Below are 16,318 nucleotides of genomic sequence, written 5' to 3' on the forward strand. Positions count from 1 at the left end.
CATCCAAGGATAGATACATGCTCAAGCTCTCCCGCCTGGCCGCTCTGCTCATCGCCGGCGCCATCGTTTCCGCCCCGGCCTTCGCTGCCGACAAGGGCAAGGCTTTCGCCACCGTCAACGGCCAGCCCATTTCGCAAAACGTCTACACCGCCTTCAGCGCCGAACAGAAGGCACAGGGTGCCCCGGATTCGCCGGAACTGCAAAACGCCGTCAAGGAAGAACTGGTCCGTCGCGAAATCCTCGCCCAGGAAGCCAAGAAGAAAGGCCTCGACAAGAGCGCCAACATTCAGGGCCAGATCGAACTGGCCAAGCAGGCCGTGCTCATCCGCGCCTACCTCTCCGACTACGTCCAGGCACACCCGATCAGCGACGCCCAGCTCAAGGCTGAATACGAACTGATCAAGACCAACCTCGGCTCCGTCGAATACAAGGCCCGCCACGTGCTGGTCGAAAAGGAAGACGACGCCAAGGCAATCATCGCCAAGCTGGAAAAGGGCGAAAAGTTCTCCGAACTGGCCAAGGCCTCGAAGGATCCGGGCTCCAAGGACAAGGGCGGCGAACTTGAGTGTAGCTCCCCGAATGCCTACGTCAAACCCTTCGGCGAAGCCCTCGGCAAGCTGAAGAAGGGCGAGCACACCAAGACCCCGGTCAAGACCGACTTTGGCTACCACGTCATCCAGCTTGACGACTCGCGTCCGATGACCCCGCCGCCGTTCGACCAGGTCAAGCCGCAACTGCAACAGCGCGCCAGCCAGCAGCAGGTTGAAACGCTGGTCAAGGAACTGCGTAGCAAGGCCAAGGTCGACTAAAGGTCTGCCGCTCATGCGAGAATGCCCACCCAACGGTGGGCATTTTTATTGATGGGGAGAGCAGCGTGTTCAGCGGCCTGAAAAAACTGTTCAGCAACGAGTCCGGGCCATCCGCTGCCGCCCAGCCGGCATCGGCATCCCCCGAGAATGCAGTAGCCAGCCTGTTTCTCCGTCGTGACGCGGTATTCGATCGCAATAACCGTCTGTCCGGCCATATTTTTACCTTGCAGGAATCTTCAACGCTGGCCGATGCGGATGATGCGGCCCAGCGCGACTTCGATCAGACCCTGCTCGACACCCTGAATACCAGCAGCGAGGCCTGGAATACCAGCACCGCCTACATCCCGCTCAGTTCCGCCAGCCTCGGGCTGCCGGCCATCGACCGGCTCAAGTCTTCCAATGTCGTCCTCCTCGTCCAGCTAGCCGCCGAAGCGGAAGCGGACAGCGTTTGCGAGGCCATCGATCTCCTCCATGAGCGCGGCTTCCAGATCGGCGTTTTCCGTCAGCCGAAAAATCCTGCCTTCGCCCGCGTCATTCAACTGGTCGACTATGCAGCGATCGACATCGGTGCCAATGTCGCCGATACCGCCCGCGATTTTTCCGCAGCCGTTCGCGCCACGGCAACGGAGCGTCCGATCCGGCTGCTCGCCTGCAACGTCGAAACGCCCGACGACCTGCGCTTCTGCCAGCAATGGCATTTCAACAATTTTCACGGAAAATTTGCCAGCCTGAGCTCGACCGGTCGCTCGGATAGCAGTGGCGACCCGCACAAGTCCCTGCTTCTCAACATCCTCCGCCTGGTTCAGGGCGACGCTGAAACGGCTGAAATCGCCGCTGCGATGAAACAGGACCCGCTGCTCAGTTTCCGTATCCTGCGCTACCTCAATTCCCCGGCGCTCGGCCTCAGCCATCGGATCGACTCGCTGGCCCAGGCGTTGACCATCCTTGGCCGCCAGCGGTTGACCCGCTGGCTCTCAGTGCTCCTTTTTTCAGTACGCGAACCGCAGCTGGGCGACTGGCTGCTGGTCGAAAACGCCCTGACCCGGGGCCGACTGATGGAAGTTCTGGGCGAAACGGCTATGCCCGGCGTAGCGCACGATCCACTGTTCCTGACCGGCATCTTTTCCTGCCTCGGCAACCTCCTCCATCGACCGCTGGCCGAGACGCTCAACGACATGCTGCTGGCGGACGACATCAAAAGCGCCCTGCTCGAACGCAGCGGCCCCTACGCGCCGCTGCTGGCGGTAGCCGAAGCCTGCGAAGACTTTGATCTGGCGCGCATGAAGAGCACGGCGCTGGCAGCCGGCCTCGCGCCGCGGACGGTCAACCGAGCCCTCCTTGCCGCCACTGCCTGGGCAAGCGAAGTTACCGAGTACTGGGAATAGGCCAGGCGAAGGGCGCGCCAGCCGCACAAATGTCACTGTCCCGCATGGCTGCCTCGACCTGCTCCGCAAATGCAGCCACCGGCACACCAATGGCCATGATTTTCTGACCAATAGTAAACCGCTCGACGACAATGCCGGCAGCGATCATCTGAGCACCATCATCAAGCAGCACGGGACCGCCCGACATCCCTGACCTGACGGCACAATCGGCAATCAGCACCCCTTTCAGCGATAACCCGCCATGGGCCGTCGACCAGTTGCGGCACTGCTCCTGGGCATAAAGCCCCTGCTGCACCTGACCGAGAGGATATCCAACCACGGTGTAGACCGTATCGGAAGCCGTTGAAGCCCCCGGATAAAGCAGGTGGATCGGTTCAATGCCGGAAACCGGCTGATCGAGTTCGATCAAGGCCCAGTCATTGGGAATCCGTTGCTGATCGAATCCGGACGGCGCCACGGCCATGACGAAGTCCTGGCTCGCCGCCACCACCCGACCGTTCACCCGAAGCGCAGTGCCGCTGGGAAAGAAACGGGCTTCCGACCCGACCTGAACATGCGTCCCTTGCTTGGCCAGCACATGCCCGGCCGTCAGCACGTGGCAGGTACTCACCAGAAAGCCGGTGGCCATCGACAACCCTGCGCCATGCCCGGCATGAACCCTCCCTACGGCCGCCAGACGGCCAGCCAGCGGGCTTGTCGCCTCGACTCGTCGCAGATCATCATCCTGCGCCGACGATGCCACCTGCGCCATGAAAATGGTGAGTGCTCCGAGTACCGCCTGGCATCGTCCGGCATTTCTCAAAATCATTTCCTCACTAACCTCTTGCCCGGTGCATTGACAAAATATGTCTTTCGTCTATTCTCGCCGATGGCACTGCAAAAACAGTTCCGTTTTGGCAAACCCATTGAAAAGTGGGGACGCAAAGCCTCCGGCCTAACAACGAAAGTTCACGGCAGCGGGGTTGCCAGCAGAAATGCTGCCCGCGTCCTCCTTTGCAGAATGCACTGTAAAGGCCACGCAGATGAATTTTTCAGAATTCAGGGGAGTTTTCCCTGACAGGTCACCCGGCCCCGGCTCGGGTGGCATTGGCGGCACGGGATAAGCCGACGACTATCGCCCTGTTCGACAAAGATCTCAGCGAACCTCGATTTTGTGATTTTTCCACAGGTCGCCAAGCGCGTTGATGGCAATTTTTTCGTAACGCGCCGGGTCAGCATCAAACCTGACGGCATCCTGCTCGGCAATCGTTGCCATCAGGGTATAACCCTGTTTGTCATGATCAAAGGAAATAGCGATCAGGACATGCGCGTATTTTTCTACCGAGGCTTTGCCATTGATAAGTCTTTCCCCGGACATCCGGTAACAGACAATATTTGCCCCCATGAGAGACACCGGCGGGCAGCCTAACTGGACGGCCCGCCCATCAAAGCCGGCTTGCTTGATCAACTCCTCGGCCAGCAGCTCGGCCGAAAAGCGATCAGCCTCGAATTGAAGGGTAAAGCGCCGCGCCACCGAGGCCTGATAACTGAGCATGGCCGTCTTGCCAATAGCCAGACTGAACATCGCCCCGCCCGTGACCCGATTGAGGTCTGGCTGACTACGCACCAACGGCCCCGGCTTCCCGGATAAATCATAGGGACCTTCCGCATAATCCGGCAGCGAGATGGTCAGCCGCAGCCCGCCCGTGCCCGTCTCCATGACTGCCTCCTTGCGCGGAAGCGGATCAGCTGCAAACACATTGAGGCTGGCAGCCATGGCAAGGAGAAACAGAATTTTCCCGACAAGTCTCATAGATATTCCCGATTGGTTTCCCGCATCATAGCGCAGGACTCTCGGTGTCTTGCGACAGGGCCGACTGACCAATATCAACTGACAGCATTCGACCAACTGCCGACCATCGCCGATTTTCGGAAACAGCCATCTGATGGTCCGCTTGACATCTGAAATCTGCCGGAAAGCCTATGGAGCCCTTATCTAGCTTCGAGTGCGCAGAGGGCAGCCGGGCGGATCGGGAACAGAACACGCTCAGGCAAAACCGATCCCGTCATTCGGGCGGGTTACGACGCCAGTCGGATTATTGATGCGGCAACTGTTGAATTTTGATGACCGTTATAACCAGCCAGTTAAGGCCGGATTAACGCGATGCGGGAATTGATTTCCTGGTCGAAATGCAAACACTCAATTGAGAACTGTTGAAAAGAACACGACGTCTGCCATGATTCCTAGGCAGTCTTACAGTGCCACTTTCTGTATCGGAGCTGCCTTTACCACGATACGCTGCATACCCTTTTTCAAGGATTTGTCAGCGGATTTGCTGACTGTAATTGGGTTGCCAAGCGGTGATTTAACGGTGTCGCTTTCAAATTTGATCTTCTTGGCAGCGGCATCAGTCGGCAACAAGAAAAACTGAATTTCCGAGTATCCGCGCTCATCCGCCATTTTTTCGGCAAGAGCCTTGATCTTGGACATTGCCATCACATAGTCCGGGTTCTTCTTGAGTGCCAAGGGGAGCGTTAAGCTCAAACTTTCGAAGACCTGTACCGACTGTGTTCGGCCAGATTGATTTTCAGTTAGGGTGACGTTATTCAACTGTAGCGGATCAGCACTAATCTGGGCGGCTGCCTTTTTGTTTTGAAAAGCTGCCATGAAATCGCTTCGGGTTTGCTCGGCAAAATTGATTTCCAACTTGCGTTGCTGCTCATAAATATCCAGAGGACTGGGGGTGGCAACTTCAACTTTGGTCTCATTACGCACCTCTTGAACGCTGGTGCAGCCGGTGAAAATAGCGGCTAGGGAAAGCACAAGGCATAAGGTCAATTTGCGCATTTGTCGATTTCCTATTTCAAAAGATCATCAAGGGTTTTGGCCGACTTGTTCGTTGCCACATCGCTCTTTGGCTTGGCCGGAGCAGGCTTCGGTTTATCGGGAACCGTAACAACTGGCTTCGGTTTAGCCGCAGCAGCAACAACAGGTTCCGGCTGTGGCTGTGGCTGTGGCTGGGGCTGGGGCTGGGGTTTGGCCGAATCAGCCTTGGCTGGCTCTTGATCTGGAGGTGGCGCGGCCGGGACGGACGGGGAGCTGACTGGCTCCGGGACGACTGCCGGTGCTTGCGTCTTGGGAGGCTCGACAACCTCTGGCGTGGCGAGCGGGACGGGAGTGCTTGCTACGGAGCTTGCTGTTTCCGGTGGCACGGATGAATTGTCGTTCAGAAGATAGACGGTAGTGCTAGCGGCAAGGATGGCAAACAGGCCAACCAGCACCTTGGTGCGCATTCCCATCTCGCCGTCCTCGTCTGGATCGATGTCCATATTCATCTGAAACCACTCCCCTTTGCTAGATGTCTATCGGCAATTGTACCGACCAGAATTATTCAATAAATAGCTCTCAACCGAAGCCTGGTATCTGATTGCAGCAAGAAGGGCAACTGACCATTTTGGCCGAGGAATTCTCAGCCAGTCCCCGCTCTGGATGACCGCTCGATTCAGAAAGCTGCCGCAGGGCCACTTAGCCGACGAAGGTCTCTTGAGGGCAGCCAGCAGCCATTTACCCCTTGATTTCAATTGAGTGATGTCGATTCTATCAAGCAATCATGCAGCATAAATTTCATTTTCGGAACTACAACTGGTATTCATCGCCGCCACCCTGCATGGCCATTTCGACGACGCGCTTTGACAGATGGGGAGCAAAAAGCGAAATCAGGTCATAGTCGTAACGTCGCAGGTAGGTGCCGCGACGGAGGGCGAGTCTTGTTGTATTGGACTCGAACAGATGCGCTGCATCCAGTGCCACCAGACCGCTATCGCGTTGGGCGTCAAAGGCCAGGGCCGAAATAATGCCGAGACCGAGACCGAGGCTGACGTAGGTCTTGATCACGTCAGCATCGAGGGCGGTTAGTGCCACGTTCGGTTGCGCGCCGATCCGCTCGAAAGCGCGGTTGATCCGCGAACGCCCGGTAAAGGCAGTGTCGTAGGTAATCAGCGGCCACTTGGCTAGTTCGTTCAGGGCCAGCGGCTGCGATTTAAGAATGGGATGGCCTTCCGGCGCGATGACGCAGTGCGTCCATTGCCGAACCGGCAAGGTAATCAGTTGCGGGTACAGATCAAGGGACTCGGTAGCAATACCGATGTCGGCCTCGCCGGCCACAACCCACTCGGCGATCTGGGTAGGGCTGCCCTGATGCATTTCAAGTTTGACGTCCGGATGCTGCGCGACGAAATCGCGGACTACCAGCGGCAGTGCGTAACGCGCCTGGGTATGAGTGGCTGCCAGCACCAGCCGGCCCGTGTCGCCGGTAGCAAATTCACTGCTCGCCCGCTTCAGGTTTTCCGCCTCACGCAGAATGCGTTCAGCAATGGCGAGAACAGCCTTGCCCGGCTCGGTTACCCCGGTAAACCGCTTGCCGCTGCGCTCGAATATCGCCACGCCGAGTTCATCCTCAAGCAGCTTGACCTGCTTCGAGATGCCGGGCTGAGAGGTAAACAGCGACTCGGCTGCTTCGGAGACGTTGAGTCCCTGGCGCTGGATTTCGACGATGTAACGCAGCTGCTGGAGTTTCATATTAGTGATTAGTGCGGGGATTGATGAGGCTATGGTCGGCTGCAAAAAGTGGCTGGCTATTTGCAAAAATCCAGCACTTAATAACCAACCGATATAACAATCTAACTCAATATTCTTTTTGATTCAAATGGCCGCTGTTAACATGCGCGCCATGGATTATCTCTACACCCTTTCCGGCTTTGCCGTTGGTGCCATTGTCGGACTGACCGGCGTTGGTGGCGGCTCGCTGATGACGCCGCTGCTGGTGCTGATTTTTGGTGTCCCGCCGGCTACCGCGGTCGGCACCGACCTGCTCTATGCCGCACTGACCAAGGCGGGCGGCACGGTAGCGCACGGCCGGAAGGGCCATATCGACTGGGCCATCACCAGCCGCCTCGCCCTCGGCAGCATTCCCGCCGCCGCGATCACCCTCTGGGTGCTATCGCAATTGCCCAAGGGCAGCAACGTTATCGGCCAGCTCATTTCGCACGGCCTCGGCTTCGCCCTGATGTTGACCGCCATTGCCATCCTGTTCGGCCGCAAGCTGCGCGATTACGCCAGCAAGCATGACGAGTCACCGCTGCGCCAGTGCTGCCTGGGCAAGATTACCGTGGTAGTCGGCGCCATTCTCGGTGTGCTGGTGACCATTTCGTCGGTCGGCGCCGGGGCGCTGGGCGTTGCTGCCCTCTATTTCCTCTACCCAAAACTTTCTCCCATCCGCATTGTCGGATCGGATGTGGCCCACGCCGTGCCGCTGACGCTGGTTGCCGGTCTCGGCCACTGGCTGCTCGGCGGCGTCGACTGGTCGCTGCTCGGCAGCCTGCTGCTCGGTTCATTGCCTGGCATCTGGCTGGGCACGCAGGTTTCCGCCAAGGTGCCCGAACATATCCTGCGCCGCCTGCTGGCCGCCATGCTGGTGCTGATCGGCAGCAAGCTGGTTTTTGCCTGACGCTTACCCCAAGGACGTTTCATGTACAAATACGATGCCATCGACCGCCAGCTGATCAATCAGCGTGTCGACCAGTTCCGCGATCAGGTCCGCCGCTGGAAGGCCGGCGAACTGAGCGATGACGAATTCCGCCCGCTGCGCCTGCAGAATGGCCTCTACATCCAGCGCCACGCGCCGATGTTCCGCATTGCCGTGCCATACGCCATGATGAATTCGGCTCAGATGCGCAAGCTCGGCCAGGTCGCCAGCAAATATGACCGTGGCTACGGCCACTTCACGACGCGCCACAACCTGCAACTGAACTGGCCGAAAATTGAGGATGTGCCGGAAATCCTGGCCGAACTGGCCGAGGTCGAGATGCACGCCATCCAGACCTCAGGCAACTGCCTGCGCAACATCACCACCGACCAGTTTGCCGGTGTCGCCGCCGACGAAGTGATCGACCCGCGCCCGCTGGCTGAAATTCTCCGCCAGTGGACCACCTTCCACCCGGAATTCGCCTTCCTGCCGCGCAAGTTCAAGATTGCCATTTCCGGCACCCGGGAAGACCGTGCCGTGACGTGGTTCCACGATATCGGCCTGCATCTGCAGGAACAAAATGGTGAAGTGGGTTTCCGCGTCATCGTCGGTGGCGGCCTTGGCCGGACCCCGATCCGTGGCCAGGTCGTCCGCGAATTCCTGCCCTGGCAGCACATCCTGACGTATTGCGAAGCCATCCTCCGCGTCTATAACCGCCAGGGCCGCCGCGACAACGCCTACAAGGCGCGCATCAAGATTCTGGTGCAGGCCCTCGGCGTCGAAGCCTTTGCCAAACTGGTCGAAGACGAATGGGCGCACAGCAAAGATGGCCCGGCCACCCTGACGCAAGCCGAGTTCGACCGGGTCGCCGCGCATTTCACCGCGCCAGCCTACGAAAAACTCAGCTCGAACGATGCATCCCTGGCTGAAAAGCTGGCGGCTGAGAAAGCCTTCGCCAACTGGGTGGCACGCAGCACCCACCCACACAAGGTGCCGGGTTATACGGCCGTTACCCTGTCCCTGAAAAAGCCCGGCATCGCCCCCGGCGACATCACCTCTGAACAGATGTCCACGGTGGCCGATCTGGCTGACCAACACAGCTTTGGCGAACTACGCATCAGCCACGAGCAGAACATCATTCTCGCCGACGTCAAGCTGGCTGATTTGTACGACGTCTGGCAAAAGGCCAAAGTGGCCGGCCTGGCGACGCCCAATACCGGCCTGCTAACCGGCATCATCTGCTGTCCGGGCGGCGACTTCTGCGATCTGGCCAACGCCAAATCGATTCCCATCGCCAACGCCATCCAGGCCCGCTTCGATGATCTCGACTACCTCTTCGACATCGGCGAAATCGATCTCAACATCTCCGGCTGCATGAATGCCTGCGGCCACCACCACGTCGGCCACATTGGCGTCCTCGGCGTCGACAAGAACGACTCGGAGTTCTACCAGGTGACACTGGGCGGCCGCCAGGGCAATGACGCCAAACTCGGCAAGGTGATCGGCCCCTCCTTTGCCGCCGACGAAATGCCCGACGTCGTCGACAAGATCATCAAGGTCTATATCGAGAACCGCCACGACGACGAGCGCTTCCTCGACACCTTCGAACGCATTGGCATCGACCCGTTCAAGAACCGCGTTTACGAAGGTCGCGCCCATGGCAAGGCCAAGGCTGCACAAAAGGAGGCCGCATAATGGCGCAACTGATCAAACTGGGCGCTGCCGCGACCGACAGCTGGCAAACCCTTGAAATCGGCGAAGGCGAAACCCCGGAAACGGTCGCCCTGCCCGCTGGCGACATCATTTTCCCGTTTGCCGTCTGGCAGGCGCGCAAGACTGAAATCATTTCCGGCCACAAACGCATCGGCCTGCTCATCCAGCCGGATGAGCGCGTCGAGGACATCGCCGCCGATCTCGAGTACTTCATCGTGATCGCCGTCAACTTCCCGAAATTCGTCGATGGCCGGGGCTATTCGACGGCCAGCCTACTTCGCCAGCGCTACCACTATCAAGGCGAACTGCGCGCTGTCGGCGACGTCCTGCACGACCAGCTTTTCTTCATGCAGCGCGTCGGTTTCGACAGCTATGCCCTGAAGGATGGCAAGAATGCCGTGTATGCGATCGAAGCCGGCTTCAGTCCGTTCGGCGACGCCTACCAGGCATCCACTACCCAGCCGCAACCCTACTTCCGCCGCCGCGCCTGAGAACCCCATGTCCCCCAGCCTGCTCAACATCACGCCCGAACTGGCCGCCAGCGTCGCCACCAAGACCCAGGCTGTCCAGGCCGTTTTAGCTGAAATTGCCGCCAACTGGTCGACCGCCGCCTTCGCCAACAGCCTGGGCGCCGAAGACATGGTGCTGACTGATCTCATCGTCAAGGCCAAGCTGCCGATTGAAATCTTCAGCCTCGACACCGGCCGCCTGCCGCTCGAAACCTATGACCTGATGGATGCCCTCCGCAAACATTACGGCCTCAAGCTGAAAATCTACTGCCCGCAGGCCGAAGAAGTCGAATCCTTCGTCCGCAACCACGGCATCAACGGCTTCTACGACTCCGTCACCCTGCGCAAGGCCTGCTGCTACGCGCGCAAGGTCGAGCCCCTCAAACGCGCCCTCGCCGGCAAACGTGCCTGGATCACCGGCCTGCGCGCCCAGCAAGCCGCCACGCGCACCGGCCTGCCGATCCGCGAATACGATGAAGGCAATGGCCTGGAAAAATTCAACCCGCTCTCCGACTGGAGCGAGAAGGAAATCTGGACCTACATCAAGCAGCACGCCGTGCCCTACAACGCCCTGCACGACAAGTTCTACCCCAGCATCGGCTGCGCCCCCTGCACCCGCGCCATCTCACCCGGCGAAGACGTCCGCGCCGGGCGCTGGTGGTGGGAAAATGCCGACACAAAAGAATGCGGCCTTCATGTGAAGGGGTAATCTGTACCAAACCAATGAAACCCGGCTTCAGGCCGGGTTTTTCATTGCCTGCTTGATGGAAGGCCCATCAATTCGACTTAAAATAGCCACAGTCTCCGTTGGCTGACACACCCCCAGCTAGCTGATTTACCATTCAAAATGCGCAGGCATTTATTCACTCCTCGGTGCTTCAAACTCCATAAAAATCGACCTACATCGGTACCCTGGAAAATTTTTCACCCATAAAATCGATAAGCCCCGCCCCCGCTCATGGCCAGCCTCACCCCGCAAGCCCCGCAAAAATTCCTGAAATCCAAGTTTTTCCTTGCCACCCTTGGTCTCGGCGCAGTCATCGCCGGGGTCACCTGGATTGAACTTCAGGATTCCGGTTTTCAGGCGAGTTACTTCGCCGAACAGGCAAAAGCCTCGACATGGACGGTTGAAGCCGGCGTAGACAAGGACATCTGGCTACCCAGCGCCGGCCCCTACGAACAACGCCTGGGCTACGCACAGATCAACGCCTTCCTACCCCGCCTGACGGGGGCCGGCTTTACGGTGACCGCCCAGGCCCGCCAATCGCAAGGCTTTCGCAGTATTGTCGGACGCGGTCATTTCCCGATTTACCATGAGAAATCGCGGGCTGGCCTGAGCATCCTAGACCGCAATGACCGCTCCCTTTACGACAGCCAATACCCGCGCGTGCAGTACGCCAGTTTCGAGGCGATTCCACCGGTACTGGTCGAGGCCCTGCTCTTTATCGAAAACCGTGATCTGCTCGATGCCTCGTCGCCCAAACACAACCCGGCCGTCGACTGGGGCCGCCTGACCCGTGTGGCTGCTGGCCAGTCGATGCGCCATATCGGCCTCGGTGGCGGGCGGGCAGGGGGCAGCACACTGGCCACGCAGATCGAGAAATTCCGCCACTCACCGGGCGGCCGCACGCATGACACCGACGACAAATATCACCAGATGATGTCGGCCGCTTTGCGCGCCTATCAGGATGGCGAAGAGAACCTGCCGGCGCGTCGCCGTATCGTTCTCGATTTCGTCAACTCGGTACCGCTTGGGGGGATCCCCGGCTACGGCGAAGTTAACGGTCTGGGCGATGGGCTGTGGGCCTGGTACGGTCAGAAATTCGACGCCATCAATCAACTGCTGGCCGACCCCAAGGCCAACCTCACCGAACGGGCAAAGGCCTTCAAGCAGGCGCTGTCGCTCTTCGTTGCCCAGCGCCGCCCCTCGGGCCTGCTGGGCGATACAACAGGACGGCTCAACGCCCTGACTGACAGCTATATCCGCCTGCTTGCCGACGACCAGAAGATTCCCGCCGACCTGCGCGAGGCCGCGCTTCAGGTGCAAATCACACCGGCCCGCCAGGCGCGGCCCGGCGAAGACGTTTCCTTCGTCGAGCGCAAGGCGGTCAATGAAATTCGCGGCACGCTGGGTGACCTGCTCGACGTCGAGAACCTCTACGCTCTCGACCGCTACGACCTGACCGTGCATAGCACCCTTGATGGCCCCAGCCAGCAAGCGGTGACCCGCATCCTCAACCGCCTGGCCGATCCGGCGTTCGTCGCCTGCGCCGGACTCCGGGAAGCCCGCCTGCTCGACCGGGGCAACCCCAAGCAGGTCAATTACAGCCTGACCCTCTACGAACGTACGCCGACCGCCAACGTCCTGCGCATCCAGGCCGACAACCTTGACCAGCCGCTCGACATCAATGCCGGCACCAAGCTCGATCTCGGCTCCAGCGCCAAGTTCCGGACCTTGGTCTCGTACCTGCTGGTCGTCGCCGATCTGCACAAGCGTTACGGCCAGATGACGCCGGAGGAGCTGACCAAGGTCAAGCTACACCCGGCCGACCGGCTGAGCCTGTGGGCCATCGAAGCCCTGCGCGCCAAACCTGAAACGACCCTGGAAGCCCTGCTCGAAGCGGCCATGGAGCGCCGTTACTCGGCCAACCCCGGCGAGACATTCTTTACCGGTGGTGGCATCCACCGATTTGGCAACTTCAAGCATGAAGACGACAGCAAGGTACCGAGCGTCGCCGAGGCGCTCGAACAGTCGGTCAATCTGGTTTTTGTCCGCATCATGCACGATGTCGTGCACTACCATGCCTACGAGGCCGTCGACGCCCCGGCCCGTGGCCTGCGCGACAAGGATGACGAAGACACCCGTCAGGCCTTCCTCAACCGCTTTGCCGAGCGCGAAGGTCTGGGCTTCCTGCGCACCTACTGGCACAAGTACCGCGATGTCGCCCCCGAGGAGCGCCTGGAGGTACTCAGCGATTCCGTGCCCTCCCGCCCCGTGCCGCAGGCTGCCGCCTATCTCAGCGTGAACCCGAAGAGCGATTTCGCCGCCTTCGCCACATATATGCGCAAGCAGCTTGGCGACAAGGCAGGCACCGATGCCGGACTCCGCCGCCTCTTCGACACCCACGCCACACGCCAGTACAACCTGGCCGACCAGGGCTATCTGGCCCGCGTCCATCCACTTGAACTATGGCTGGTCCGCCATCTGCAGAACGAACCGAAGGCGACACTTAAGGACATCGTGCCGGCCAGCGTCGAAGCCCGCCGCGATGCCTCCAAATGGCTATTCGCGACACGTTTCAAGCACGCCCAGCAGGTCCGTATCGACATCGTCGTCGAAGTCGCTGCCTTCGAGCGCATTGCCGACGAATGGCGTCGCCTGGGCTACCCCTTCGAGCATCTGGTCCCCTCACTGGCCACCTCGATCGGCAGTTCGGCCGACCGCCCGGCCGCCCTCGCCGAGTTGATGGGCATTGTCGTTAACGACGGCATTCGCCGCCCGACAGTACGCATTGACGAACTCCACTTCGCCGCCAATACGCCTTTCGAAACCCGCCTGCAACGCCAGCCGGAACCGGGCGAACGCGTCATGCCGGCCGAAGTTGCCCAAGTCACCCGCCGCGCCCTGCTGCGCGTCGTCAATAGCGGCACCGCCCGGCGCATCAAGGATGCCTACCGCGACCACGACGAGAAACCCCTGCTCATGGGCGGCAAGACCGGCACGGGCGATCACCGCTCGAAGGTCATCGGGGCCGACGGCGGGGTCCGCAGTGCCAAAGTCATGAACCGCGCCGCCACTTTCGCCTTCTATATCGGCGACCGTTTCTACGGTGTCGTCACCGCCTTTGTACCCGGCGCCAAGGCCGCCGGTTACGACTTTACCTCGGCCCTGCCGGTACAAATCATGAAGGAAATGGAACCCGCCCTGCGCCCGCTGATCGCCGACCGACCAGCGGCCGAAGGAAAGTGCAAGGGCTGACATCAAAAGTTCACCGATGAACACTTTGCTGCAACGCAGCAAAGTGGTAGTCTCTCGCTCAAATAAAAAAAACCAAACAAGCGAGAAACAGCATGAGCGAAATTGACCTGAAACGCTTTTTCCTGGAGCAGGTTCGCCTGTTCGAAAACTTCCCGGCCGACAAGGTCGAGGAAATCGTCATCAGATCCCGTCTGGCCACCTACGAAGGCAACGAAGCCATTCTCGAAACGGGTGACGAGGGCCGTTTCATCGGTGTCGTGATCAGCGGCCACGCTGAGATTTCGATGACCGACAACACCGGCACCCGGGCCGTCATCACCCAGTTGGGCGTCGGTGACGTCTTCGGCGTGATGTCCGTGCTGACCGGCGACCGCATCGTCGCCGATGTCATCGCCGGCAACCGCTGCTTCGTGCTGATGATCCCGCAGGAAGTCTTCAACGCCCACATCCTGACCAGCCCCAAGGCCGTCGGCTATCTGTCGCGCCTGCTCGCCGACCGCACCCGCGCCATGTCGGTCGACCTCGGCACCGCACAGGCCAACGCCATTGTCCGGGCCACCGACCCCTACGCCCTGTCGCTGATCACCAACCAGCCGGGCAAGGTCGTCGTTCTCAATGTCGGCATCACGCAGATTCATTTTGGCATCTACGACACCGAAATGAGCGGTGCCGACGTGCATGGCATCATCGACCATGCCGACCAGCAAGTCACCCTTATCACGGTCAAGGTCGGCACCCAGCAAAAGACCATCGAACATTCCCCGTTCAAGCTCTCCGACCTGTTCAAGGTGATGCAGGAAGCCACCGCCCTGCTCGGCGAGTCGCTCACCTTCCATCCGGAAGATGTCAGCGCCATCGGCCATCGCGTCGTGCATGGCGGCAACAAGTTCTCCAGTTCGGTGGTCATCACCCCCTCGGTGATCGCCGATATCGAGGAACTCTCGGTCTTCGCACCCCTGCACAACCCGGTCAACGTGGCCGGCATCCGCGTCGCCATGAAGACCTTCCCGAATGTGCCGCAGGTCGCCGTGTTCGATACGGCCTTCCACCAGACGCTGGCTCCCTACGCCTACCTCTACGGCCTGCCCTACGATCTCTACAAGCAGCACGGCATTCGCCGCTATGGCTTCCACGGGACCTCACACCGCTATGTCTCGCTGAAATCGGCGGAAGTCCTCAAGCGCCCGCTCGGCGAGCTGGAAATCATCTCCTGCCACCTCGGCATCGGTGCCTCGCTGTGTGCCATCGACCATGGCCGCTCGATCGACACCACCATGGGCATGACCCCCAGCGACGGCCTGATCATGCCCAGCCGCTCGGGTAGCGTCGATCCGGCAGTCATGATCCACCTCATGGAAAAGCACCACATGTCGCCCGAGCGGCTGTCTACGCTGATCAACAGCGAAAGCGGCCTCAAGGGTCTGTCCGGCATTTCCAGCGACATCCACGAGATTGAAGCTGCTGCTGCCGACGGCCACCACCGCGCCCTGCTCGCCCACAAGGCTTACTGCTATCAGGTGCGCAAGAACATCGGCGCCTACGTTGCCGCGATGGGCGGCATCGACGTCCTCGCCTTCACCGGCGACGTCGGTGAAACCAGCGCCACGGTGCGCAGCCTGGCCTGCCAGGGCCTCGGCTACATGGGCATCAAGCTGGACGAGGAAAAGAACCGCAATCTGACCACCATCGACCAGTTCGCCGTCATCTCGGCCGACGATTCGCCGGTCACCATCCTCGTTGTCGCCAACGACGATGAACGTCTGGTCGCCTGGGAAACGCTGCGTTCGATCGAACGCAATGCCCTGCTACTGGCCGCCAAGGCCGAAGATGCACCAATCCCGGTGGAAATCTCGGCCCACCACGTGCATCTGTCGCAGGCCGATGTCGAAAAGCTGTTCGGCCCCGGCCACCAGCTGACGCCGGAACACGAACTATCGCAGCCCGGCCAGTTCGCCTGCGCCGAAAAGGTCCACCTCGTCGGCCCCAAGGGGCGCATCGCCAATGTCCGCGTCCTCGGCCCGACACGCAAGGAAACCCAGGTCGAAATCGCCATGACCGAGCAGTTCAAGGTCGGCATCCAGCCCCCCATCCGTGAATCCGGCGACCTCGCCGGCACCCCCGGCATGACGCTGGAAGGCCCCTACGGCACTTCGGTCATCGAACGCGGCGTCATCTGCGCCCAGCGCCACATCCACATGACGCCGGAAGACGCCATGCGCTTCCATGTCCGCGACAAGTACGTCGTCCGCGTCCGCATCGAAGGCGAGCGCCAGCTGATCTTCGGCGACGTCGTCGTCCGCGTCAATCCGGGTTACCGCCTGGCCATGCACATCGACACCGACGAAGGTAACGCCGGCAACATCCAGACCGGCATGCTCGGCTACATCGAGGAAATCCAGAGCCGGCACTAGTCCGGTGC

General features: G+C 60.2%; 13 protein-coding genes and 1 riboswitch. Of the genes, 8 read left to right on the forward strand and 5 right to left on the reverse strand.

Annotated features, from left to right (window positions below; genetic code table 11):
• The first annotated feature begins 17 nt into the window (after positions 1-17).
• Positions 18-809, forward strand: coding sequence for a peptidyl-prolyl cis-trans isomerase (locus HYN24_RS09885; protein WP_117609092.1), 792 nt, complete (start codon positions 18-20; stop codon positions 807-809).
• A 65-nt stretch (positions 810-874) separates the two neighbouring features.
• A complete protein-coding gene (locus tag HYN24_RS09890; protein ID WP_162888694.1) occupies positions 875-2,194 on the forward strand; it encodes an EAL and HDOD domain-containing protein in 1,320 nt (439 codons plus the stop codon).
• Here the strand turns inward: HYN24_RS09890 and HYN24_RS09895 are convergent.
• The 5 genes from HYN24_RS09895 to HYN24_RS09915 form a co-directional block, all read right to left on the reverse strand.
• Positions 2,175-3,002 carry a serine protease gene (locus HYN24_RS09895; RefSeq protein ID WP_117609094.1) on the reverse strand — a complete coding sequence of 276 codons (828 nt, stop codon included), beginning with the start codon at positions 3,000-3,002 and terminating at the stop codon, positions 2,175-2,177. The genes HYN24_RS09890 and HYN24_RS09895 overlap by 20 nt on opposite strands.
• A gap of 77 nt (positions 3,003-3,079) precedes the next feature.
• Positions 3,080-3,164, forward strand: a riboswitch (cyclic di-GMP riboswitch).
• Positions 3,165-3,329: 165 nt separating this feature from the next.
• Entirely contained in the window at positions 3,330-3,986 is a 657-nt protein-coding gene (locus HYN24_RS09900) for a hypothetical protein (protein WP_162888695.1), read from the reverse strand.
• Between the two features lie 441 nt (positions 3,987-4,427).
• On the reverse strand, positions 4,428-5,021 hold the full coding sequence (locus HYN24_RS09905; RefSeq protein WP_117609096.1) for a hypothetical protein: 594 nt from the start codon (positions 5,019-5,021) through the stop codon (positions 4,428-4,430).
• A gap of 11 nt (positions 5,022-5,032) precedes the next feature.
• A complete protein-coding gene (locus HYN24_RS09910) occupies positions 5,033-5,509 on the reverse strand; it encodes a hypothetical protein (protein WP_117609097.1) in 477 nt (158 codons plus the stop codon).
• Positions 5,510-5,810: 301 nt separating this feature from the next.
• A complete protein-coding gene (locus tag HYN24_RS09915; RefSeq protein WP_117609098.1) occupies positions 5,811-6,752 on the reverse strand; it encodes a CysB family HTH-type transcriptional regulator in 942 nt (313 codons plus the stop codon).
• 151 nt (positions 6,753-6,903) lie between these two features.
• On the opposite strand from HYN24_RS09915, the gene HYN24_RS09920 reads away from it, so the two are divergent.
• From HYN24_RS09920 to HYN24_RS09945, 6 genes are all read left to right on the forward strand, one after another.
• Entirely contained in the window at positions 6,904-7,680 is a 777-nt protein-coding gene (locus tag HYN24_RS09920) for a sulfite exporter TauE/SafE family protein (RefSeq protein WP_117610305.1), read from the forward strand.
• Between the two features lie 21 nt (positions 7,681-7,701).
• Positions 7,702-9,393 carry a nitrite/sulfite reductase gene (locus tag HYN24_RS09925; RefSeq protein WP_117609099.1) on the forward strand — a complete coding sequence of 564 codons (1,692 nt, stop codon included), beginning with the start codon at positions 7,702-7,704 and terminating at the stop codon, positions 9,391-9,393.
• Positions 9,393-9,902, forward strand: a complete 510-nt coding sequence (locus HYN24_RS09930) for a DUF934 domain-containing protein (protein ID WP_117609100.1) — start codon at positions 9,393-9,395, stop codon at positions 9,900-9,902. Before HYN24_RS09925 ends, HYN24_RS09930 begins: the two co-directional genes overlap by 1 nt.
• 7 nt (positions 9,903-9,909) lie before the next feature.
• The gene (locus tag HYN24_RS09935) at positions 9,910-10,629 is read left to right on the forward strand and encodes a phosphoadenylyl-sulfate reductase (RefSeq protein WP_240327651.1); all 720 of its coding nucleotides are present in this window, start codon (positions 9,910-9,912) and stop codon (positions 10,627-10,629) included.
• 249 nt (positions 10,630-10,878) lie between these two features.
• Positions 10,879-13,899: a transglycosylase domain-containing protein gene (locus HYN24_RS09940; RefSeq protein WP_117609102.1), complete on the forward strand. Its 3,021-nt coding sequence runs from the start codon at positions 10,879-10,881 to the stop codon at positions 13,897-13,899.
• A gap of 92 nt (positions 13,900-13,991) precedes the next feature.
• Entirely contained in the window at positions 13,992-16,310 is a 2,319-nt protein-coding gene (locus tag HYN24_RS09945; protein WP_117609103.1) for an acetate/propionate family kinase, read from the forward strand.
• Positions 16,311-16,318 lie beyond the last annotated feature (8 nt).

Source organism: Dechloromonas sp. HYN0024 (genome assembly GCF_003441615.1).
GTDB lineage: Bacteria > Pseudomonadota > Gammaproteobacteria > Burkholderiales > Rhodocyclaceae > Azonexus.